The sequence below is a fragment of the Bradyrhizobium oropedii genome, assembly GCF_020889685.1.
GTDB lineage: Bacteria > Pseudomonadota > Alphaproteobacteria > Rhizobiales > Xanthobacteraceae > Bradyrhizobium > Bradyrhizobium oropedii.
In genome coordinates this window covers 24,001-44,244 of record NZ_JACMYO010000060.1, presented here as the reverse complement: position 1 = coordinate 44,244, position 20,244 = coordinate 24,001, and the positions used below count along the sequence as shown (strand labels likewise).

Genomic DNA, 20,244 nt, shown 5'->3' with positions numbered 1-20,244 from the left:
CTGAGGAGAGAAGCGGGCACCCCTACATAGAAAGCAGCACCATGTCCGTCCGCATCGTCGACGTCCGCGAGGTGACGAAACCGATCTCCTCGCCGATCCGCAACGCCTATATCGACTTCACCAAGATGACCACGAGCCTGGTCGCCGTGGTCACCGATGTGGTGCGCGACGGCAAGCGGGTGGTCGGCTATGGCTTCAATTCCAACGGCCGTTACGGGCAGGGCGGTCTGATCCGCGAGCGGTTTGCGCCGCGTCTCCTGGAAGCTGATCCGACATCGCTGCTCGATGCTGATGGCGCCAACCTCGATCCGGACAAGGTCTGGTCGACGTTGATGTCGAACGAGAAGCCGGGCGGCCACGGCGAGCGCTCGGTCGCGGTCGGCACCATCGACATGGCGGTGTGGGACGCAGTCGCAAAGATCGCGGGCAAGCCGCTGTTCCGATTGCTCGCCGAGCGCCATGGCCTGACCGCCAATCCGCGCGTCTTCGTCTATGCCGCCGGCGGCTATTACTATCCGGGCAAGGACCTCGGCGCGCTGCGCAAGGAGATGCGCGGCTATCTCGACCGCGGCTACAACGTCGTGAAGATGAAGATCGGCGGCGCGCCGCTCGCCGAGGACCGCGAGCGCATCGAGGCGGTGCTGAAGGAGATCGGCCGCGCCGCGCAGCTTGCGGTCGACGCCAACGGCCGCTTCGATCTCGAGACCGCGATCGCCTATGCCAAGATGCTGCGGGAGTATCCGCTGTTCTGGTACGAGGAAGCCGGCGATCCGCTCGATTATGCATTGCAGGCCGCGCTGGCCGAGTTCTATCCCGGCCCGATGGCGACCGGCGAGAACCTGTTCAGCCACCAGGATGCGCGCAACCTGATCCGCTACGGCGGCATGCGGCCGGACCGCGACTGGCTGCAATTCGACTGCGCGCTGTCCTATGGGCTCTGCGAGTATCAGCGCACGCTCGAGGTGCTGAAGACCCACGGTTGGTCGCCGAGCCGCTGCATCCCGCATGGCGGCCATCAGATGTCGCTCAACATCGCGGCCGGCCTCGGCCTCGGCGGCAATGAGAGCTACCCCGACCTGTTCCAGCCCTATGGCGGGTTCCCGGACGGCGTGCGGGTCGAGGGTGGCCACATCTTGATGCCGGAGCTGCCGGGCATCGGCTTCGAGGGCAAGTCCGACCTCTATGCGGAAATGAAGGCGCTGGCCGACTGATCCAGCCCGGCCGATGCCGATCGGCCGCCGCGGGTAGGTTGAGTTCGCTCACAAAATTATGTGAGCGACGCTCAAGAAATAATTGAACGTTGCTCACGTTGCGCTATACTCATTCGGGAGGGCGTGCTGTCCGGATCCCCGGAAGGCGCCTCGAACCGGTCATGAGGATCGCCGCATGCCATATTCAGCAAAGAATCTCCGGGAAGCCGCAGATGCCGGGGTGATCAGCGCGGCTGATCTGGAACGGCTGCTCGCCTTCCTCGCCAGCACTGCCGGGCAAGGCACGGCCGATGACGCAAGCCCGCCAGCCAGGTTCGATGCCGCACACGTGCTCTGGTATGCCGGCGCGCTGATCGTGATCGGCGCCATGGGCCTGTTCTCGACCCTCGCCTTCACCCAAATGGGCGGTCGGGCGCTCACGGCCTGCGCGATCGCCTACGCCACTGCATTCGCCGTGGCAGGTCATCACCTCTGGTACGGCAAGAATTTGCGGGTTCCCGGCGGCCTGCTGATCGCGATCGCGGTCTCGATGGCGCCGCTCGCGGTCTATGGCATCCAGGACGAACTCGGCTGGTGGGGCAGGTTCGGCAAGCCCGGAACCGTGCAGGACTTCTATGTCTGGGTGAAGGGCAGCTGGATCTTCATGGAGATCGCAACAATTGCCGCCGGCGTCGTTGCGCTGCGCTATTACCGTTTCGCCTTCATCGTCGCGATCATCTCGGTCGCGTTGTGGTTCATGTCGATGGATCTGGCGCCGTGGTTCAGTGGCACGGCCTATGCCGATTTCGAGATGCGGCGCCGGGTGTCGGTGTGGTTCGGATTGGCCGTCCTCGCGGTGGCGTGGATCGTGGATTATCGCAGCCGCAACGGCGACTTTGCGTTCTGGCTGCACTTGTTCGGCCTGATGGCATTCTGGGGCGGCATCAGCGCCTCCGAAGGCTCGACTGAATTGAGCAAGGCGATCTACTGCCTGCTCAATGTCGGCCTGATCGCCATCGCCGTGATCCTGATGCGGCGCGCCTATGCGGTGTTCGGCGCGTTCGGCATCTGCCTCTATCTCGGCCATCTCGCCGACGTCGTCTTCAAGGACTCGCTGTGGTTTCCGTTCTCGCTGTCGCTGATCGGAATTGCCGTGATCGCCGCAGGCCTGCTCTACCATCGCAACGAGCGTGCGATCGCCGCCTGGCTCGAGGCGCATCTGCCGGCGGGGCTGCGTCCGCGGTCTGCAATCGCGTGACGGCGTCCTCACCGCTTCGCCGATGACGAAGTTCCAAGACGCCGTCATTGCGAGGAGCGAAGCGACGAAGCAATCCATCCATCGCGTACGTCGATGGATGGATTGCTTCGCTTCGCTCGCAATGACGGATAACTACGACAGCCGCATGTCCAGCAGCCGCCGGCCTTCGCCCTTCAAGAGCTTCTTCACCGCGCTCGAGGCGATCACGTCGCCGTTGTTGGCGTAGGCCTCGTGGTTCTTCTCGATGTCGTCGAGGCGGTAGAGGTAGTTGACCATGACGCCTGCGGATTCGCGCAGGCCCTTGGGCGAGAGGTCGCCGAGCCAGTTGATCCGCTCCAGCCGAGCGCCATTGCCGAGATGGAAGCGCGCGACCGAATCGATCAGCCGGCCCTTCGGCGTGCGCGCCTTCAGGAAATAATAGGCAGCGAGCGGCTCCAGCACGGCGCGCAGCTGCGTGGCGAGCTCGGTGTTCTCGAACCAGTCGGGCTTGCCCAGGCTTTCCAGCAGCTGGCGGTCCTCATCGGTGAGCGGCACGTCGTCGGCCTGCTTGACCCACTGCATGAAGCCCGGCACCGGCGACAGCGTCACGAAATTGTCGAGCTTGGGCAATTCGCGGCGCAGCTCCTCGACCACCTGCTTGATCAGGAAGCTGCCAAACGAGATGCCGCCGAGGCCGCGCTGGGTGTTGGAGATCGAATAGAACACCGCGGTGCGGGCCTTCTCGACCGGAACCGGCTCGCGCTCTTCGGCAAGCAGCGGTGCGATCGCGCCCGGAATGGCTTCGGTCAGCGCGACCTCGACGAAGATCAGCGGCTCGTCGGCCAGCGCCGGATGGAAGAACGCGTAGCAACGGCGATCGATCGGATCGATGCGGCGGCGCAGGTCATCCCAATCGCGGATCTCGTGCACGGCCTCATAGCGGATGATCTTCTCCAGAATGTTGGCCGGAGACGACCAGTCGATCCTGCGCAGCACGAGGAATCCCCTGTTGAACCAGGACGAGAGCAGATGCACCACGTCGCGATCGAGCGCGGCGAGGTCCTTGTTGCCCTTCATCAATGAAAGCAGATCCGAGCGGATCGACACCAGCTCGCCGGTGCCGCCCGGCGCGCGGTTGAGTCGGCGGATCAATTCCTGGCGGCGCGGCTCGGAGGCGAAATGCAGGTCGCTGGCGTCCTCGCCATTGGCTTTGGCGCGCCAGGCGTCGATCGCCTGCGCCAGCCGGGCGTGATCGGGTCCGAAATCGCGCGCCAGCGTCTGGAAGAACGACAGCCGTCCGGCGGCATCGAGGTGGTGGTAGCGGTCGAGCACTTCGCGCGCCATCGCGGTGCCGGAGGCCTCGCCGCGGCCGGACAGCAGCGCCTCGCACAATTCCAGAAGTTCGGAAGCATCCTGCTTGTCGTCGGCCGGGCTGGCGCGGCCGAGCAGGACGCGGCCGCGTTCGGAAATCGTCGAGAGCAAGTCGGAGAAGAAGGCGTTGGCCATGTGTGGGTCGTATCCAGCAGGTCGTATCCAGTGAAGCCGGACCTTACACGGGATTTAAGGTCGGGAGGACTGCAATCAAGCGCATGGATCGTACGGAAATATGTCGCAGCACGACAGCGGTATAATTTGTCCTCGCTGCGCCCGGTGACAAATCCCTTTCACGTTTTTTCGCATGTTTTCTCCGCGAAGGCGGTCGGTGTCCTGCCGGTAACCTGGCGGAACGCGTGGGAAAATGCCGGCACGCTGGCATAACCGAGGTCGGAGGCGACCTGCTTGACCGAGACGTTCGCGCCGGTCGACAGCCGCTCGATCGCCGCTGCGATCCGGGCGCGCTGGCACCAGCTCTTGAAGGAGAGTTGCGTCTCCGCCGAGAACAGGCGTGACAGCGTCCGCGCCGAGGTGCCGACCATGCGCGCCAGTGCATCGATCTCATGGTCCCTGGTCGGATCGGCCAGCACGATGTCGGCGGCGCGTCGGCAGCGCGGCTCCTGCGGCAGCGGGATGAAGGTCGCGGAATCCTCGGCCTGGTGCAGCTCCAGCATCACCAGCCTGATCAGCAACTCGGTGCGCTCGCGTCCGCATGAGGCGTCGAACAGCGCAAGGATCGCCTGGTGCACCAGCGGCGACACCCGCACCACGAATTCATGGTCGAGGCTGCCGCTGCGTTGTTCGCGCGCGAGCCAGGCCTGGTCGAAATACAGCGTGCGCATCTCGATGTCGGCGAGCACATCGATCGCGTGAGGAAGCAGGGCAGGGACCCATACCGCGCGATCCGGCGGCACAAGCCAGCGGCCCTTCGGTGTCGTCACCTGCATGGTGCCGCTGGCGGCATAAACCAGCTGCGCCTCGCGATGCATGTGCGGGTCGAGGCGGATGCCCTTCGGGTAGTTGCGCGCGACCATGTGGACACCGTCGCCGGTGACGCGCCGGTCCTGGTGGAGGGCTCTTATTGGCGGCTCAGCGATAGTCATTGGCGACATCCCGTCAGGACAAGCACCTATAACCTATTTTCGAGCAATTGAAGAATCGCGTGAGAGACGTGCCATGAATAGTCCCAGCCGGGTGATCAGCTTCGTCAATGCCGGCCATTTCATCGATCACTACGCGATGCTGATTTTCGCCGCTGCCGTCATCATCATGGGCCCGGCGCTCGGCATGGCCTATTCGGAGCTCTTGCCCTATGCGACGCCGGGCTTCATCGCCTTCGGCGCCGGCTCGCTGATCACGGGCTGGCTCGGCGACCGCTGGAGCCGCCGCCACATGATGGTGATCTTCTTCGTCGGCATCGGCCTTTCAATGATCTCAGTCGGCTTCGTGCAGACGCCGCTGCAGCTCGGCGCCGCGCTGCTCGCGATCGGCATCTTCGCCTCGATCTACCATCCGGTCGGCACCGCGATGATCGTGTCCTACGCCGAGAAGCTCGGCGCCCAGATGGGGATCAACGGCGTCTGGGGCAATCTCGGGGTTGCCTCCTCGGCGCTGGTCACCGGCGTGATCGGCCAATATCTCGGCTGGCGCTGGGCCTTCATCGTGCCCGGCACGGTCACCGTGCTGGTCGGCATCGCCTTTGCGATGACGGTGGTGCATGAGGACCGCAAGGGCTCCCGGCAGGCTGCAGCCCAGGTGCGCGTCGCCAAGGAAGACATGTGGCGGGTGGTGCTGTCGCTGCTGATCGTGGTGATCGCGATCTCGACCACCTTCAACGCGGTGACGGTGGCGCTGCCGAAGCTGTTCGCCGAACGGCTCGCCGATCTGACCAGGAGCCCGGCGCTGCTCGGCGTGATCGCGGCCGGGGTCTATGTGTTCGGCGCGATGACGCAGTACACGGTCGGCAGGCTGCTCGACAAACATTCGCTGAAGACGGTGGCGCTGCCGCTGTCGTTCATGCTGGCGCCGTTCCTCTATCTCGCGGCGAGCCTGTCCAATCTGCCGCTGATCGTGGTCTCGATCGGCATCGTGATGGGCGCGTTCGGCCAAGTCACGGTGAACGATGCCATGGTCGGAAAATACACCAACGAGGAATGGCGCTCGCGCGCCTATGCGGTGCGCTATTTCGTCGGCTTCACCGCGGCGGGCGCCTCCGTCGGCCTGGTGGCGTGGCTGTACGACCATGGCGGCTTCTCGATGATGCTGCGGGCGTTCGCGGCGCTGTGCCTGCTGGCGATTGCGGCCGCGATCATCCTGCCGCGCGAGATCCGGACGCCCGCCACGCAGGCGGGGTGACGTGCTGGCGGTTTGCCGCACCATTTCAAGCTGAAACAAGCCCCAAGCGCCCATCCGCCACCAGCGGATGGCGCTTTTCCGCGCACCGCAATAGCGTCCGCAACTTGTCCGGACCCAGCGGTGTGATACGCTCCACATGGGCCTTTGGGCCCAAGGCGCCGGTTGCGCCGGATCACTGCCATTTTGTGGTTTGTGGAGCAGCCGACGCCATGGGCGAAATTCGCGACTTCAGATCAGGCAAGCCGGGTAAGCCACCGCCCGGCGACGCGATGCCGCGGCGCCTCGCCGCGATCGTTGCCGGCGACATCGCCGGCTATAGCCGCCTGATGGAGCTCGATGAAGAGGGCACCCACAACCGCGTCAAGCGGATCGAGCGCGATCTGGTCGAGCCCACCATTGCCGAGCACCACGGCAAGCTGATCAAGACCACCGGCGACGGCTTTATCGCGATGTTCGACAGTCCTGTCGAGGCAGTCCGCTGCAGCATCGTGATCCAGCAGAACATGATCGGCCGCAACGCCGCGATCGCGAGGGATCACTGGATCGAGTACCGGATCGGCGTCAACCTCGGCGACATCATCATCGAGTCCGACGATATCTATGGCGACGGCGTCAACGTGGCCTCGCGACTGGAGGGGATCGCAGCGCCGGGTGACGTCTTCATCTCCGGCGGCATCTACGAGCAGATCAAGCACAAGATGGTCTGCGGGTACGAATCGCTCGGTGACAAGAAGGTCAAGAACATCACCGATCCGGTCCGGGTCTATCGCGTGTTGCCGGACGCTGCCGCGTACCAGAGGACGCGCCGGCGCCGTGAGTCCATCCTGCTTACGCTGCTCGGACTGGCGGTCGCAGTCATCGCGGGCGGCGTGCTGTGGTACATGCTGGCGCAACCGCGCAGCAAGCCGATCGACGTGGCGCAGGCGCCTCCGTCACCGGCCGCATCGCCGGCCGTTCAGCAGCCGGCACCGAGCCCGCCTCCGGCTCCAGGCCAGGCTGCGAGTCCGGTCCCGAGGGCCGCACCGGCGCAGCAAGCCTCGCCTCAAGCCGCGCCCTCTGCAACTCCCGCCGCGTCGGTGCCGGAGCCTGAAATGGTCTCGCTCCAGGGCGGCAGCTTCTCGATGGGAAGCAATGACGACCCTTCGGAGCGGCCGATCCGCAAGGTGACGGTCAAGCCGTTCGCGATGGGCAAATATCCGGTCACCGTCCGGGAATGGAATGCCTGCGCGGCGGCCAAGGCCTGTATCTTCACGGCCAGCGGCAAGGACGACGTGCCGGTCACCAATGTCAGCTGGAGCGACGCGAAGCAGTATGTGGCGTGGCTCGCCGAGCGCACCGGGAAGGCCTACCGGCTTCCGAGCGAAGCCGAATGGGAATATGCGGCGCGTGGCGGAACGCAATCGAGATACTGGTGGGGCGACCAGATGCAATCGGGCAACGCCGGTTGCAAGGATTGCGGCGGTGGCGCCAGTGCCGCCGAACAGCCGGTCAAGGTCGGCAGCTTCAAGCCGAACCCGTTCAGTCTTTACGACATGGGCGGCAGTGTCGATCAGTGGGTCGAGGATTGCTGGCACAGGAACTACCAGGGCGCTCCGGCCGACGGCGCGGTGTGGTCCGGCGGCGACTGCGGCTCCCATGTCATTCGTTCCGGCTCCTGGAAGAATGACGCGCGCTATGTCCGTCCGGCCAATCGCGACAATTACGACACCAATGTTCGCTACCCGACCCACGGTTTCCGGGTCGCGCTGTCTCCCTGAGAGATCGTCTGCAATAGCCAGATTTGGAGGGGTTATGAAAAGTGCAGGCCTGATCATGCTCGCTGCGGCACTGACATTGCTCGCCAGTCCGGCCACCGCGCAGAACAAGCCGGCGGGGAAAGACACCAAGCTGTATTTCATCTGGCCGCACGACGGAGCTAAGGTCAAAAGCCCGTTCTGGTGCCGCTTCGGGCTGCGCAACATGGGCGTCACCCATGCCGGCGACGAATACCCGAACAGTGGCCATCACCATCTTCTGATCGATGTGGATGAGCCGTTGAATCCGAATGAGCCGATCCCGTCGGACAAATCTCACCAGCACTTCGGTGCGGGCCAGACCGAGACGCAGCTCGATCTGGCGCCCGGCAAGCATACCTTGCAGTTGGTGCTGGGCGACGCCAAGCATTATCCATTCAACCCGCCGGTGGTCTCCGAAAAAATCACCATCCGCGTCAAATAGGCCGATACGGATAGCTCCCTTGCGCGAACCGCCGCTTGCGCAAAGCGGCCTCGTGCGGTTTGTTGCGCGCCGCCCGGCGCAAGACCCGGCGTGGAGGACGTCCGATGTTGTCTCGATTGCTGCGTCTGGCTGGCCTCGTTCTGGGAGTGATTGTCATGGCCACATCCGCCAACGCCGATGCCTTGAAGGATCAGATCGCACCGACCGGAAAGCTCCGGGTCGCGATCGCGATCAGCCCGGCGGGCGGCGCGTTCTGGTCGACCCGGACCGAGAACGGCTATGCCGGCGTGCCTGTCGATCTCGGCCGCGAGATGGCGGCGCAGCTCGGTGTTCCCGTTGAATACGTCGTGCACCAGAATTCCGGCCAGATCACCGACGCGGCGGCCAAGAACACCTGGGATATCACCTTCCTGCCAAGGGATCCCGAGCGCGAGACCAGGATGACGTTCGGGCCGATCTACGAGGTCGCCGACGCCACCTATATCGTCAAGCCGGGCTCGACGATTGCGAATTTCGCCGCGCTGGATCAGGACGGCGTCAAGGTCGCGGCCGTCAATGCCACCACCACGATGCGCGGTGCGATCGCGCATCTCAAGCACGCCAAGGTCACCGGCTATCAGACCTATGACGAGATCTTCAATCTGTTGAAGAGCGGCGAGGTCGATGCGTTCGCGTTGTCGCGCGATCAGCTCAACGCGATGGCCAGGAAGATCCCTGGCACGCGCGTGCTGGATGAGACCTTCAAGCAGACCGTCACCGCGGTTGCGGTGCCGCTCGACCATCCGCTGGCTGCGGCGTTCGCCACGAAATTCATGACGGATGCGATCGCCAACGGCACGCTGCGCAAGGCCTATGACAGTAACGGGCTGAAGGGCTCGCCGGTCCGTACCGAGGTGAAGTAGGCGCGCACTGATCTTGCCCCGTCACCCCCGCGCAAAGGCGAAGCCTTTGCGCGGGGATGACGGGGATGGACAGCGCCGCGAACCGATGGTTGCCCGCCCGGCATCTGGGCATGCTGCATAATTCTGCGCCATTGCGCCGGTCGGCTCCGATGCTGGTTACCTAAGTCATTAGATTAACTGGTGTTATTGTCCTGTCGCCGCCGTCCCCGGTTGGCATATCCATTGCTTTTGCTTGTCTCAGTCAATGACGACTGCCGTCCTCCGGATTGCCGAAGCCAGCGAAGGCCGAGGTGAGGGGATCAAGGCGCCCCGCCCGGGCGTCTCGAGCAATCGTTGCACCCCATCTCCCCGGACGGACGAGCATTTCAACCAACCCGCGTCGCTTCCGGCAGGCAACCGGCGCGGCCGAATTGCGCAAGGGGACTTTACCAATGGCCTATCTCGCACCGTCCGAATTCGTCACCAAGATGGTGGACGCCGGTGAATCCAAGATCTTCATGTCGACGCGGGACACCGTGATCCGCGCCTACATGGCCGGTGCGATCCTGGCGCTGGCGGCCTGGTTCGCCGTGACGATCAACGTCAACACCGGCCAGCCGCTGGTCGGCGCATTGCTGTTTCCGGTCGGCTTCGTGATGCTCTATCTGCTGGGCTTCGACCTGCTGACGGGCGTGTTCGTGCTGTCGCCGCTGGCGCTGCTCGACAAGCGCCCCGGCGTCACGCTCGGCGGCGTGCTGCGCAACTGGGGCCTCGTGTTCGTCGGCAATTTCGCCGGCGCGCTCACGGTGGCGTTCATGATGGCGTTCGTGACGACCTTCGGCTTCACGCAGGAGCCCGACAAGGTCGGCATGACCATCGGAAATGTCGGCGAGGCGCGAACGCTGGGCTACGCGGCGCATGGCGCGGCCGGCATGGCGACCCTGTTCATCCGCGGCATGCTCTGCAACTGGATGGTCTCGACCGGCGTGGTCGGCGCCATGATCTCGACGACCGTGCCCGGCAAGGTCATCGCGATGTGGATGCCGATCCTGGTGTTCTTCTACATGGTGTTCGAACATTCGGTGGTGAACATGTTCCTGTTCCCGTCCGGACTGATGCTGCATGCGAAGTTCTCGATCATGGACTATTTGATCTGGAACGAGATCCCGACCGTACTGGGCAACCTCGCCGGCGGCCTCGCCTTCACCGGGCTGACGCTCTACACCACGCACGTGAAGACGGCGCCGAAGCGCCAGCGCCTCGCGGCTTGATCCTGGCCGGCTTATGGGTCTCTCCTGTCAGGGAGAGATCCACTGGGCCTGCATGAGGCGATGCCGCGCGCGCTGACAATATCGGTCGGGCAATTCACTGATCAGGGCCGCAAGGACACCAATCAGGATTTCCACGGCGTCTTGATCCCCGACGAGCCGCTGCTCGGCTTGAAAGGCATCGCCGTGGTGCTCGCCGACGGCATCTCCTCGAGCAGCGTCAGCCGCGTCGCCGCGGAGTCCGCGGTCAAGAGCTTCCTGACCGACTATTACTGCACCTCGGAATCCTGGTCGGTGAAGACCTCGGCGCAGCGGGTGCTGGAGGCGACCAATTCCTGGCTGCACGCGCAAACGCGGCGCAGCCAGAATCCCTACGACAAGGACAAGGGCTACGTCTGTACGCTCAGCGCGCTGGTGATCCGTTCGACCACGGCGCATCTGTTCCATGTCGGAGACAGCAGGATCTACCGTGTCGCCGGCAGCAGCCTCGAGCAACTGACCAACGACCACCGCGTCGTGATCTCGTCGCAGCAGAGTTATCTCGGCCGCGCGCTCGGCGTGAACCCGCAGCTCGAGATCGACTATCAGAACCTTCCACTCGAGCGCGGCGACACCTTCCTGCTGGTGACCGACGGCGTCTACGAGCACGTTCCGGCGCGGCAGCTGGCGAAGACGATCAGGGACGGCGCTGCCGACCTCGATGCTGCTGCGAAATCGATCGTCGAACAGGCCTATGAAAACGGCAGCCCGGACAATCTCACCGCGCAGATCATCCGGATCGACGAATTGCCCGACGGCGACGCCAGCGAGGTGTTCGGCCAGCCCACCGAGCTGCCGTTGCCGCCGCTGCTCGATGCACGGATGCTGTTCGACGGCTATCGCATCGTGCGCGAGCTGCACGCCTCGCACCGCAGCCACATCTATCTGGCGGTCGACGAAGAGAGCGGCACCACGGTCACGATCAAAATCCCCTCGATCGACCTGCGCGACGATCCGGCCTACCTGAAGCGCTTCGTGATGGAGGAGTGGGTCGCTAGAAGAATCGACAGCCCGCATGTGCTGAAGCCGTTTCTCCCGCAGCGCAAGCGCAACTTCCTCTACGTCACGATGGAATATGTCGACGGTCAGACCCTGACGCAGTGGATGACGGACAATCCGGCGCCGGCGCTGGAGACGGTGCGCGACATCACCGAGCAGATCGCGAAGGGCCTGCGTGCGTTCCACCGCAAGGAGATGCTGCACCAGGACGTCAGGCCCGACAATATCATGATCGACAGCACCGGCACGGTGAAGATCATCGATTTCGGCTCGACGCGAATCTCGGGTGTCGCCGAGGCGGTACCTGTGGGCGTCGAGGACATTCTGGGCACCCAGCAATACACCGCGCCGGAGTATTTCCTCGGCGAGGGCGGCACCGCGCGCTCCGACCTGTTCTCGCTCGGCGTCGTCACCTATCAGATGCTGACCGGCCGCTTGCCCTACGGCGCACGGATCGCGCGTGCGCGAACACGATCCGATTTCAACCGGCTGGTCTACCGTCCGGCTGCACATGGCGGCCGCGACGTCCCGGTTTGGGTCGATGGCGCGCTGGAGCGCGCCGTGCACATCAATCCGCTCAAGCGTTACGAGAGCTTTTCGGAGTTTTTGTTCGACCTGCGCAATCCCAACGCAAAATATCTGACGACGTCATCGACCCCGCTGATCGAGCGCAACCCGGTGCTGTTCTGGAAGTCGACCACGCTGCTGCTGGCGCTGGTCGTGGTGCTGCTGCTGGCCTACGGTGCGCATCATTTGCGGTAGGGGTTCGACTCCGTCACTAATCCCGTCATCCTGAGGAGCCGCGAAGCGGCGTCTCGAAGGATGCACGGCCCCGCTGGTGGCCGATTCATCCTTCGAGGCTCGCTGCGCTCGCACCTCCAGCGACAAAGGCGAAGCCTTTGCGCGGGGATGGCGGGGAAAGGGCGGCGATGAGCCGGCGATACCTCGCTAATGCGTGGCCCCCGCCGCAATCGGATCGAGGCCGCTCTTGACCAGCGCGTCGCGTGCGTCCGGTGAGGCGAGGAAGCTGATCAGCGCCTTGCCGGCGTCGGGCTCTTTTGAAACAGACGCGATGCCGGCGGAGAACACCGTGATTTTCTGCAACGGCTCCGGCAGCGGACCGACGATGTCGATGCCGCTGACCGGCTTCAGCTCGGAGATCTGTTGCAGGCCGATCTCGGCCTCGCCCTTGGCGACGATCTCGCCGACCGGGGTCGCCGGAATCTTCCGCGCCTTGTCCTTCATCTGGTCGGCGATCCCTAGCTTCTGGAACATCTCGGTCGAGACATAGACGCCGCTGGCGCTGTCGGAGTAGGCGACCGACTTTGCCGCCAGCAGCGCCTGCTTGACGCTGTCGGCCGAGCTGATGTCCGGCCTCAGTGCGCCTGATTTGACCGCGATCCCGATCGGCGACTTCACGAGGTCGACGCGGCTGTCGGCCGCCACCTTGCCCTGCTTGATCAGGTCGCCGAGCGCATAGCCGACCATGATCAGCACGTCGGCCGGTTCGCCGCGCGCCAGCCGCACCGGAATGGCGTTGGTGGTGGTGCCCATCGACGGCCCGAAGGCCGTCACCACCTTGTGCCCGGTCTTGCGCTCGAATTCCGGCACCAGCGCCTTGTAGGCCGCAGTCAGCCCGCCCGAGATCATGACATGGACTTCGGCGGCGGACGCGGCTGACGTGAACGCGAGGGCGCCGACGAAGGCGAGCGTAAGGGCACGTAAGGCGGTCGAGGCGCGCATGGAGTTTCTCCCTGGACGATTCTTGGGAAGGGGTCGTCGTGGGCCGCGAGACTACTGCGCGAGGGGATGTGTGGCTAGGGCTGCGGCGTCGTCATTGCGAGCGAAGCGCAATCTATCGCTCCACGTGTGCGGAACGATGGATTGCTTCGTCGCTTCGCTCCTCGCAATGACGGGGAGAGAGTCGCGCCCTCACGAATTCACATGCACGAAATCGCGCAGCAGCGGATAGATCTCGTTGTTCCAGCGCTTGCCGGAGAACACGCCGTAGTGGCCGACACCGGCCTGCATATGGTGCACCTTGCGATAGGTGCGGACGCCGGTGCAGAGGTCCTGGGCGGCGAGGGTCTGGCCGATCGAGCAGATGTCGTCCTTCTCGCCTTCCACCGTCATCAGTCCCATGCGCCGGATCGCCGCCGGGTTCACCGCACGGCCGCGATGCATCAGCATGCCCTGCGGCAGCAGATGCTCCTGGAACACGTCGCGCACGGTCTCGATATAGAACTCCGCCGGCAGATCCATGACCGCGAAATATTCGTCATAGAAGGTCTTGATCAATTCGGCCTTGTCGGTCTCGCCCTTGGCGAGATGGTCGGCGAGGTCGATGTGCTGCTTGATGTGACGCTCGAGATTCATCGACACGAACGCCGTGAGCTGCACGAAGCCGGGATAGACCTGACGCAACGCGCCCTTGCACTGCATCGGCACGTAGTTGATCAGATTGTCCTCGAACCACTTGATCGGCTTGCTCTTGGCGAATTCGTTCACCTTGGTCGGCTGGATCCTTGTGTCGATCGGACCGGCCATCAGGGTCAGCGACGCCGGCCGCGCCGGATGATCGTCTTCCGACATGATCGCAGCCGCCGCCAGCGCCGAGACGGAAGGCTGGCAGATCGCCACCATATGCGCGCGCGGGCCGAGCTGGCCGAGGAAGTCGATCAGATGGTCGGTGTAGTCCTCGAGCCCGAAGCGGCCCTTGCTGCGCGGGATGTCGCGCGGATTGTGCCAATCCGTGATGTAGACGTCGTGGTCCTGCAGCAGTGTCTTGACCGTGCCGCGCAGCAGCGTGGCAAAATGACCGGACATCGGCGCCACCAGCAGCAGCCGCGGTTGCTCCGGTCCGTCCACCTTCCTGAAATGCAGCAGCGAACCGAACGGCGTCGCATAGGCGACCTCCTCGGCGACCGCCAATTCCCTGTTGCCGACGGTCACGGTGCCGATGGCGTAGTCGGGGCGGGCGTAGCTCAGGCTGGAGCGGGAGATCAGCTCGAGCGCGGCGGCGAGCCGGCCGAACGTCCGGTCGGAGGCGCCCCGCGGCACCAGATTGAGATAGCGCAACGCCGCCGCGGCGCCGGTCCGCCACGGCGCCGTGAGGTCCATATGGTTCTGATAGGCCTGGTACAGCATTGACATCATACGCATCCACCCGGTGGCCCGGTCTGCCAAGCAATATCGAGGCCAGAGGTGGGCCGGCTGCCCGGCAAATTGGCACGTCGCTTGCTGCAAAAACGAACGGCTCCCGGGGCCGCGGCGGTTGGACCGTCGCAGCATCCGGGGCGAGGGCGCGTTCAGGCGTGAGGGACCGATATGGCGAAAGCGACACTCACCATCAGCAGCAAGAATTATTCGTCCTGGTCGCTGCGCGGCTGGCTGCTGGCGAAATTCGCCGGGCTGGAGTTCGAGGAGGTGGTCACGGCGCCCGATGACCCCTCGGCGCGGGCCGAGCTGCTGCTGCTGTCCTCGTCAATCCTGGTGCCCTGTCTACGCCACGAGGGCGCGACGGTCTGGGATACCTTGGCGATCGGCGAGTATCTCAATGAGATCATGCCGCATGCCGGGCTGCTGCCGGAGGACCGGATCCTGCGCGCGCATTGCCGCTCGATCTCGGGCGAAATCCACTCCGGCTTCACCACACTGCGGTCCTCGCTGCCGGTCAACCTCAAGGGGCATTTCCCCGGCTTCAAGATCTGGTCGCGGGCGCAGGCCGACATTGACCGCGTCTGCGCCATCTGGCGCGATTGCCTCGGCAAGTCCGGCGGCCCGTTCCTGTTCGGTGAACGCCGCACCATGGCGGACGCGATGTATGCGCCGGTCGTGACCCGTTTCATGACCTATGACGTCAAGCTCGATCCTGTCCTTGCGGCATATGCCAGCACCATCATGGCGATGCCCGAGATGCAGGAATGGATCGAGGCCGCGAAGGCCGAGCCTGCCGACGTCGAGGAGCTCGAGGTCGAATATTAGGCAGCGTGCGCCGGGCCTGCCGGCGCCGACGGCCCAAGCTCCGGGCAGGCCTTGCTCAATGGACGTGCCGTCGGCGTCGGGTACCGGCTGCGCGCGGCGATCGGGCGCAGCACGCACCGAACGCAAATTCAGGCTTTGCTCCAAGTGCTTCCGCTGCGACGGCGGTGCGTGGCGGGACCGATCGCCGCAGCACAACCGGGCTGGCAAGGATTTCGCATAGCAACAATCGAGCTGTGACCGCGACGATGCGACGCTGCCGAAAATTTGGACGCTGAGCCGGCGCCGCGATCTCGCGAACACGAGAACCGTGGAGGCTTGAAATGAACCAGCACGCCGCCGTCAGCAAATTCTCCCACGTCAAACCCGGTGACACCGAGTTCAAGGGCGGAGGTCTGCGCGACTTCTTCCTGTATCGCGATCTCGGCATCGCCGATGCCACCGGCGGGCAGGTGATCTGCCATCTGGTCAAGGCCAATCCCGACCTGCCGCCGGAAGAGGGCACCGGCTGGCACAAGCATCTGTGCGATTTTCAGATCGTCATCATGACCAAGGGCTGGGCGCGCTTCATGTACGAGGACAAAGAGACGCTGGTCGAGGCCGGCGACGTGATCCATCAGCGGCCCGGCATCACCCACTATCTGTTCGATTACTCGAAGGACATGGAATACCTCGAGATCGTCAGCCCCGCCGATTTCAAGACCGTGGATGTGCCGCCTGCGACCGAGACCGTGCCGCCGATCACACCGTGGAAGTGATCGCCAAGGAGGATCGGAGAAGGAGGGATCGCAAATGTCGTCTGCGGAGGAATTAACCTATGTTGTCGGCCGCTGGCTGCGGCCGATTGTCATGCTTCTGTATGTGGTGCGCCGCTTCGGTTTGATGGCCACATCTAGCCGTGAACAACGGAGTACATTGCTCGATCAGTGATTCGGACGCGGTTCGTTCCACCCGCGTTCCAAATCTTAAAACGCCTCGCGTGCGCGTCGCGTTTTGAAACAGCGCGCGCCAATGCGCGCGTCAGGCCATGCCCGCCTGCTTCACGCGCGGCATGCGCCAGGCGATGACGTTGACCTCCAGCGCGCCGCCGGTCGTGTCGTTGCGCCACTGGCCGTCGATGAATCGGCAGGCGAACGGCAGTTGATACGTTCCGCTGTGATCCTCACAAAGCACTTCCACGCGTTGTTCCGGCGAAGGTTCGCCATTGCCGTCGAATTGCGCCAGCCGTTTTTCGCGCGTAGCCATACGATCTGTCTCCACTGCCCAAGGTCGAGCCAAAAGGGGTCGAACCAAACTAGTTCCGAAGGCCCCCGTCCCCACGAGTAGTCCCGGTAATGGGTCAAGCACACCGCTCGAATGCGGTTTCAGTGTGGTATGTCTGCCTGGCTTTCAGCGTCGCGAGCACAAAACTGTGAATGACGCATGTGATTGGGGATGTCGATGATCGCGCGTTTCGTTGTTGCCTTGCTCGTGCCGCTTGCACTCGGCTTCGTCGGAACCGCGCATGCGCAGGACGTTCCCGGCATCGAGATCTGCACCGTCGAGAAGACGATGGAGCGACGCACGAGCTGTCTGCAGAGCAACGTCGACTTCCTGCAGAAGACGATCAGCAAGCTCACGACGGATCATCAGCAGAGGCTCGACGCCGCCAACCGGCAGATCGCGAGCTTGCAGAGCGCAATTGCGGGCTTGCAGAAGCTCGTCACCGATTTGCAGGCGGCGCAGCTCAAGCTGACCGAGGATCTGAAGAAGAAGGCCGATGCGCCCGCGGCGAAGGATGCGACGCCGGCTGCGAAGGACGGGACGAAGTAGAGATCGTCATTGCGAGGAGCGAAGCGACGAAGCAATCCATCTATCCCCATGTGCGGATCGATGGATTGCTTCGCGGAGCCTGTCATCCGGCGGCGCTTCGCGCCGACCGGGTGGCTCGCAATGACGACGGAGAAAGCAGGGCTCTCTACGCCACCCGATATTTCTCGATCACGTCGCGATCCGGCTCGTAGCCGAGCCCCGGGCCCTGGGGCACGGCGACATGGCCACGGGCGTCGACCGCGATGCGGTCGCCCCACAGGCAGGCGGGGCGCTTCATGAAGAACATTTCGATCAGGCCTTCGTCGCGGATCGCCATCAGATGCAGGGTGGCGAGGAAGCCCGGCCCGAAATACGGCGAGTGCGGAATCACCTGGACGCCGAACTCGTCGGCGAGCACCGCCACGCGCAGGAATTCGGTGACGCCGCCGACCTTGATCACCGACGGCTGCGCGTGACTGACCGCGCCTGCGGTCATCATCTGGCGGAATTGATGCACGGTGCAGGCGTTCTCGCCGGCCGCGATATCGAGCCGGCCCTCTCTCCGCACCTCCGCGAGCGTTGCAAAATCCTCCGGCGGCCAGACCGGCTCCTCCAGGAACATCGGTGCGACCTGCTTGCAGTCGCGGGCGAACTGAATTGCGGCCGGTCCATCCAGCGGGCAGTTCATGTCGACCATCAGCGGCACGCCGGGGCCGATCGCCTCGCGCGCGGCGGCAACTGCTGGTACGGTGGTCTCGTGCAGCTTGATCGCAGCGTAGCCGAGCTTGATCGCCTTCTTGCATTCGGTGGCGATATGGCCGGGATTGCCGATCCGCATCAGGCTCGCATAGGCCGGGATCGCGCTGCGCTTGGCGCCGCCGATCAATTGATGCAGCGGCACGCCCTTCACCTTGCCGGCGAGATCCCACAGCGCGATGTCGAGTGCGGAGATCGCAAACATCGTGATGCCGTAGCGGCCGAACAGATGCAAATTGCGCTGGATCTGCTCCATTACGGCGGGGATCTGGGCGGCGTCGGGCACCTCGAGGCCGCGGGCCTGCGGCGCGATCATCTCGGCCACCGCCGTGCAACTCGTCTTCGGACAGACATAGGCGAAGGTATCGCCCCAGCCGGTCAGGCCGGCATCGGTCGACACCTCGACCAGCACCATGTCGAGCGCCGAGATCGCGGATGCGCCCTGGCGGAAGCTCGCCGGGCCTGCGTCATAAGGAATGCGGATGTGGTGGGCGCGGACGTCGGTGATTTTCATTGTTGTTGTCCTTCCGATCGCAGGATGGGCCGCGAGCGCTTGATTGCCGGATACTCTAGCCCAAGTGCGGCGAGCTTGCGTGCAGCTTCGCTTCGGCTCGCCTGGGTTCCGGCTGCTCCAAGTCTGCTTGTGACAAGTCTGCTTGTGACAAGTCTGCTTGTGACAAGTCTGCTTGTGACAAGTCTGCTTGTGACAAGTCTTGCTTGTAAGAATCTTGCGCGTGAATCGTGTCGAAGACGTGAATGCCCGGCGCAGGGCCGGGCATCATGAAGCCCAAAGAGGAAAGCCCTAGCTGCTCTTCTCGCCGCTCATGATGGGGCCGAACCGTTCCCAGCTCTCGCCCTTGAAACGCATCATCTGCAATTGCTCGATCGGCGCATAGTCGTCCGGCCCGGTCTTGATCTTCGTCCCCGGCAGATAGATGCCGATCTCGAAGCTGAGGCTGGCCGCCTGCTTCATCAGGTTCTCGCGGGTGAGGTTGTCGCCGCATTGCCGCAACACCTGCTCCAGCCCCTTGGCGACGCCGTAACCGAACACGGTCGAGGCGTCGTTCTGGTCGCCTTCGGGATACCACTTGGTCATGAACGCGCGCCACTCGTTCATGGCTGGATCGTTCTTCCACTCGTGATCCGCGGGATCCTTCAGATACTGGGTCGACAGGATGTCCTGGCTCGCCTCATAGCCGGCCGGCTTCATCACGCCGCCGATCGAGACCGAGACGTTGGTCAGGAACTGGACCGGATGCCAATCGAGCTCAGCGGCCTTCTTGATCGCCTGCGCCGCGAATTTCGGCGTCGCGATGTTGACGAAGATGTCGGGGTTGGCGCCCTTGATCTGCACGATCTGCGAATCCACCGTCGGCGACGTGGTCTCGTAGGAGGATTCGACGACGATCAGTTTCTTGGCCGCATCGCCGAGCCCGTCATGCAGTCCGATCAGGTAGTCCTTGCCGAAATCGTCGTTCTGGTAGAGCACGCCGATGGTCTTGCCGGGATATTTCTGCAGGATGTATTTGGCATAGATGCGCGCCTCGACCTGGTAGCTCGGCTGCCAGCCCATGGTCCAAGGAAAATTCTTCGGATCGTTCCACTTTGCGGCGCCGGTGGAGACGAACAGCTGCGGCACCTTCTTGGAGTTCATGTATTTCTGGATCGCGGTGTTGCCCGGCGTGCCCAGCGGATTGAAAATCAACAGCACCTCGTCGCTCTCGACCAGCTTGCGGGCCTGCTCGACCATCTTCGGCGGTGAGTAGCCGTCGTCGTAGGAGACGAAGTTGACCTTGCGGCCGTTGATGCCGCCCTCGCTGTTGAGCTTGTTGAAATAAGCCGCTTCGGTCTTGCCGATCGTGGCGTAGGCGGATGCCGGGCCGGAATAGGGCATGATGTTGCCGACCTTGATCTCGGTGTCGGTCGCGCCCGGATCGTATTTCTTCTGGGCGTTGGCGGCGCCGGCGAGGGCGATCGTCAAAAGCCCCGCAAGCGCCGCTGATATGACGCAGTTGGCATAGCTCAGGCGTTGGTGGTGCATCATTGTCCTCCCTGACATGCTGGCCGCGGCTCGTGCAGTCTTGATTTTCGGGCAGCTTGGTGAGCCGTCGGATCGATGCAGCTGCGAGTATGCACGATTGCAACATTGTTGCCAG

The 20,244-nt window shown here is 63.9% G+C and carries 20 protein-coding genes; 12 read left to right on the top strand and 8 right to left on the bottom strand.

Annotation, left to right across the window (positions count from 1 at the left end):
- The first annotated feature begins 41 nt into the window (after positions 1-41).
- Both H8A95_RS18690 and H8A95_RS18685 read left to right on the top strand, forming a co-directional pair.
- On the top strand, positions 42-1,211 hold the full coding sequence (locus H8A95_RS18690) for a mandelate racemase/muconate lactonizing enzyme family protein (protein ID WP_229184443.1): 1,170 nt from the start codon (positions 42-44) through the stop codon (positions 1,209-1,211).
- Positions 1,212-1,386: 175 nt separating this feature from the next.
- Positions 1,387-2,448: a hypothetical protein gene (locus H8A95_RS18685; RefSeq protein WP_229184440.1), complete on the top strand. Its 1,062-nt coding sequence runs from the start codon at positions 1,387-1,389 to the stop codon at positions 2,446-2,448.
- Between the two features lie 132 nt (positions 2,449-2,580).
- On the opposite strand, the gene H8A95_RS18680 is transcribed toward H8A95_RS18685, so the two are convergent.
- Both H8A95_RS18680 and H8A95_RS18675 read right to left on the bottom strand, forming a co-directional pair.
- Positions 2,581-3,933, bottom strand: a complete 1,353-nt coding sequence (locus H8A95_RS18680; protein ID WP_229184439.1) for a malonyl-CoA decarboxylase — start codon at positions 3,931-3,933, stop codon at positions 2,581-2,583.
- A 158-nt stretch (positions 3,934-4,091) separates the two neighbouring features.
- A complete protein-coding gene (locus tag H8A95_RS18675) occupies positions 4,092-4,904 on the bottom strand; it encodes an AraC family transcriptional regulator (RefSeq protein ID WP_229184438.1) in 813 nt (270 codons plus the stop codon).
- Between the two features lie 73 nt (positions 4,905-4,977).
- Between H8A95_RS18675 and H8A95_RS18670 the strand changes: the two genes are divergently transcribed.
- From H8A95_RS18670 to H8A95_RS18645, 6 genes are all read left to right on the top strand, one after another.
- The gene (locus tag H8A95_RS18670) at positions 4,978-6,156 is read left to right on the top strand and encodes an MFS transporter (RefSeq protein WP_229184437.1); all 1,179 of its coding nucleotides are present in this window, start codon (positions 4,978-4,980) and stop codon (positions 6,154-6,156) included.
- 209 nt (positions 6,157-6,365) lie between these two features.
- Positions 6,366-7,913 carry an SUMF1/EgtB/PvdO family nonheme iron enzyme gene (locus tag H8A95_RS18665; protein ID WP_229184436.1) on the top strand — a complete coding sequence of 516 codons (1,548 nt, stop codon included), beginning with the start codon at positions 6,366-6,368 and terminating at the stop codon, positions 7,911-7,913.
- A 55-nt stretch (positions 7,914-7,968) separates the two neighbouring features.
- Positions 7,969-8,373: a DUF4399 domain-containing protein gene (locus tag H8A95_RS18660; protein ID WP_420839424.1), complete on the top strand. Its 405-nt coding sequence runs from the start codon at positions 7,969-7,971 to the stop codon at positions 8,371-8,373.
- Positions 8,374-8,528: 155 nt separating this feature from the next.
- Positions 8,529-9,275 carry a transporter substrate-binding domain-containing protein gene (locus tag H8A95_RS18655; RefSeq protein ID WP_229184435.1) on the top strand — a complete coding sequence of 249 codons (747 nt, stop codon included), beginning with the start codon at positions 8,529-8,531 and terminating at the stop codon, positions 9,273-9,275.
- Positions 9,276-9,706: 431 nt separating this feature from the next.
- Positions 9,707-10,525, top strand: a complete 819-nt coding sequence (locus H8A95_RS18650; protein WP_212310650.1) for a formate/nitrite transporter family protein — start codon at positions 9,707-9,709, stop codon at positions 10,523-10,525.
- A gap of 60 nt (positions 10,526-10,585) precedes the next feature.
- Positions 10,586-12,322, top strand: a complete 1,737-nt coding sequence (locus H8A95_RS18645) for a bifunctional protein-serine/threonine kinase/phosphatase (protein WP_229184434.1) — start codon at positions 10,586-10,588, stop codon at positions 12,320-12,322.
- Between the two features lie 186 nt (positions 12,323-12,508).
- Here the strand turns inward: H8A95_RS18645 and H8A95_RS18640 are convergent, their stop codons facing one another.
- Positions 12,509-13,303, bottom strand: coding sequence for a substrate-binding domain-containing protein (locus tag H8A95_RS18640; protein WP_229184433.1), 795 nt, complete (start codon positions 13,301-13,303; stop codon positions 12,509-12,511).
- 189 nt (positions 13,304-13,492) lie between these two features.
- The gene (locus H8A95_RS18635) at positions 13,493-14,716 is read right to left on the bottom strand and encodes a polyhydroxyalkanoate depolymerase (RefSeq protein ID WP_229184442.1); all 1,224 of its coding nucleotides are present in this window, start codon (positions 14,714-14,716) and stop codon (positions 13,493-13,495) included.
- 171 nt (positions 14,717-14,887) lie between these two features.
- Here H8A95_RS18635 and H8A95_RS18630 point away from each other — a divergent pair, with 171 nt between their 5' ends.
- The 3 genes from H8A95_RS18630 (at position 14,888) to H8A95_RS18620 (ending at position 16,471) form a co-directional block, all read left to right on the top strand.
- Positions 14,888-15,544 (top strand): glutathione S-transferase, encoded by a 657-nt coding sequence (locus H8A95_RS18630; RefSeq protein ID WP_229184432.1) that lies wholly within the window; start codon positions 14,888-14,890, stop codon positions 15,542-15,544.
- Between the two features lie 320 nt (positions 15,545-15,864).
- The gene (locus H8A95_RS18625) at positions 15,865-16,299 is read left to right on the top strand and encodes a cupin domain-containing protein (protein WP_229184431.1); all 435 of its coding nucleotides are present in this window, start codon (positions 15,865-15,867) and stop codon (positions 16,297-16,299) included.
- Between the two features lie 34 nt (positions 16,300-16,333).
- Positions 16,334-16,471 carry a hypothetical protein gene (locus tag H8A95_RS18620; RefSeq protein WP_229184430.1) on the top strand — a complete coding sequence of 46 codons (138 nt, stop codon included), beginning with the start codon at positions 16,334-16,336 and terminating at the stop codon, positions 16,469-16,471.
- Positions 16,472-16,561: 90 nt separating this feature from the next.
- Here the strand turns inward: H8A95_RS18620 and H8A95_RS18615 are convergent, their stop codons facing one another.
- Complete coding sequence (locus H8A95_RS18615) at positions 16,562-16,786, bottom strand: hypothetical protein (protein ID WP_029079022.1); 225 nt, start codon at positions 16,784-16,786, stop codon at positions 16,562-16,564.
- Between the two features lie 195 nt (positions 16,787-16,981).
- Here H8A95_RS18615 and H8A95_RS18610 point away from each other — a divergent pair, with 195 nt between their 5' ends.
- Positions 16,982-17,353, top strand: coding sequence for a hypothetical protein (locus H8A95_RS18610; RefSeq protein WP_229184429.1), 372 nt, complete (start codon positions 16,982-16,984; stop codon positions 17,351-17,353).
- A 145-nt stretch (positions 17,354-17,498) separates the two neighbouring features.
- Here the strand turns inward: H8A95_RS18610 and H8A95_RS18605 are convergent, their stop codons facing one another.
- Genes H8A95_RS18605 through H8A95_RS18600 form a run of 3 tightly spaced genes read right to left on the bottom strand, consistent with a single transcriptional unit; the run spans position 17,499 to position 20,132 of the window.
- On the bottom strand, positions 17,499-18,602 hold the full coding sequence (locus H8A95_RS18605; protein WP_229184428.1) for a mandelate racemase/muconate lactonizing enzyme family protein: 1,104 nt from the start codon (positions 18,600-18,602) through the stop codon (positions 17,499-17,501).
- A gap of 55 nt (positions 18,603-18,657) precedes the next feature.
- Positions 18,658-18,867, bottom strand: a complete 210-nt coding sequence (locus tag H8A95_RS44460) for a pentapeptide repeat-containing protein (RefSeq protein WP_420839425.1) — start codon at positions 18,865-18,867, stop codon at positions 18,658-18,660.
- Positions 18,868-18,890: 23 nt separating this feature from the next.
- On the bottom strand, positions 18,891-20,132 hold the full coding sequence (locus H8A95_RS18600; RefSeq protein ID WP_229184427.1) for an ABC transporter substrate-binding protein: 1,242 nt from the start codon (positions 20,130-20,132) through the stop codon (positions 18,891-18,893).
- Positions 20,133-20,244: the final 112 nt, after the last annotated feature.

Coding starts and splice junctions, on each gene's coding strand:
- H8A95_RS18630 (WP_229184432.1), top strand. CDS start 14,888: ATGGCGAAAGCGACACTCACCATCAGCAGCAAGAATTATTCGTCCTGG.
- H8A95_RS18665 (WP_229184436.1), top strand. CDS start 6,366: ATGGGCGAAATTCGCGACTTCAGATCAGGCAAGCCGGGTAAGCCACCG.
- H8A95_RS18650 (WP_212310650.1), top strand. CDS start 9,707: ATGGCCTATCTCGCACCGTCCGAATTCGTCACCAAGATGGTGGACGCC.
- H8A95_RS18670 (WP_229184437.1), top strand. CDS start 4,978: ATGAATAGTCCCAGCCGGGTGATCAGCTTCGTCAATGCCGGCCATTTC.
- H8A95_RS18620 (WP_229184430.1), top strand. CDS start 16,334: ATGTCGTCTGCGGAGGAATTAACCTATGTTGTCGGCCGCTGGCTGCGG.
- H8A95_RS44460 (WP_420839425.1), bottom strand. CDS start 18,867: ATGCCCGGCCCTGCGCCGGGCATTCACGTCTTCGACACGATTCACGCG.
- H8A95_RS18640 (WP_229184433.1), bottom strand. CDS start 13,303: ATGCGCGCCTCGACCGCCTTACGTGCCCTTACGCTCGCCTTCGTCGGC.
- H8A95_RS18655 (WP_229184435.1), top strand. CDS start 8,529: ATGGCCACATCCGCCAACGCCGATGCCTTGAAGGATCAGATCGCACCG.
- H8A95_RS18615 (WP_029079022.1), bottom strand. CDS start 16,786: ATGGCTACGCGCGAAAAACGGCTGGCGCAATTCGACGGCAATGGCGAA.
- H8A95_RS18600 (WP_229184427.1), bottom strand. CDS start 20,132: ATGATGCACCACCAACGCCTGAGCTATGCCAACTGCGTCATATCAGCG.
- H8A95_RS18645 (WP_229184434.1), top strand. CDS start 10,586: ATGCCGCGCGCGCTGACAATATCGGTCGGGCAATTCACTGATCAGGGC.
- H8A95_RS18625 (WP_229184431.1), top strand. CDS start 15,865: ATGAACCAGCACGCCGCCGTCAGCAAATTCTCCCACGTCAAACCCGGT.
- H8A95_RS18680 (WP_229184439.1), bottom strand. CDS start 3,933: ATGGCCAACGCCTTCTTCTCCGACTTGCTCTCGACGATTTCCGAACGC.
- H8A95_RS18690 (WP_229184443.1), top strand. CDS start 42: ATGTCCGTCCGCATCGTCGACGTCCGCGAGGTGACGAAACCGATCTCC.
- H8A95_RS18675 (WP_229184438.1), bottom strand. CDS start 4,904: ATGACTATCGCTGAGCCGCCAATAAGAGCCCTCCACCAGGACCGGCGC.
- H8A95_RS18685 (WP_229184440.1), top strand. CDS start 1,387: ATGCCATATTCAGCAAAGAATCTCCGGGAAGCCGCAGATGCCGGGGTG.
- H8A95_RS18660 (WP_420839424.1), top strand. CDS start 7,969: ATGCTCGCTGCGGCACTGACATTGCTCGCCAGTCCGGCCACCGCGCAG.
- H8A95_RS18610 (WP_229184429.1), top strand. CDS start 16,982: ATGATCGCGCGTTTCGTTGTTGCCTTGCTCGTGCCGCTTGCACTCGGC.
- H8A95_RS18605 (WP_229184428.1), bottom strand. CDS start 18,602: ATGAAAATCACCGACGTCCGCGCCCACCACATCCGCATTCCTTATGAC.
- H8A95_RS18635 (WP_229184442.1), bottom strand. CDS start 14,716: ATGATGTCAATGCTGTACCAGGCCTATCAGAACCATATGGACCTCACG.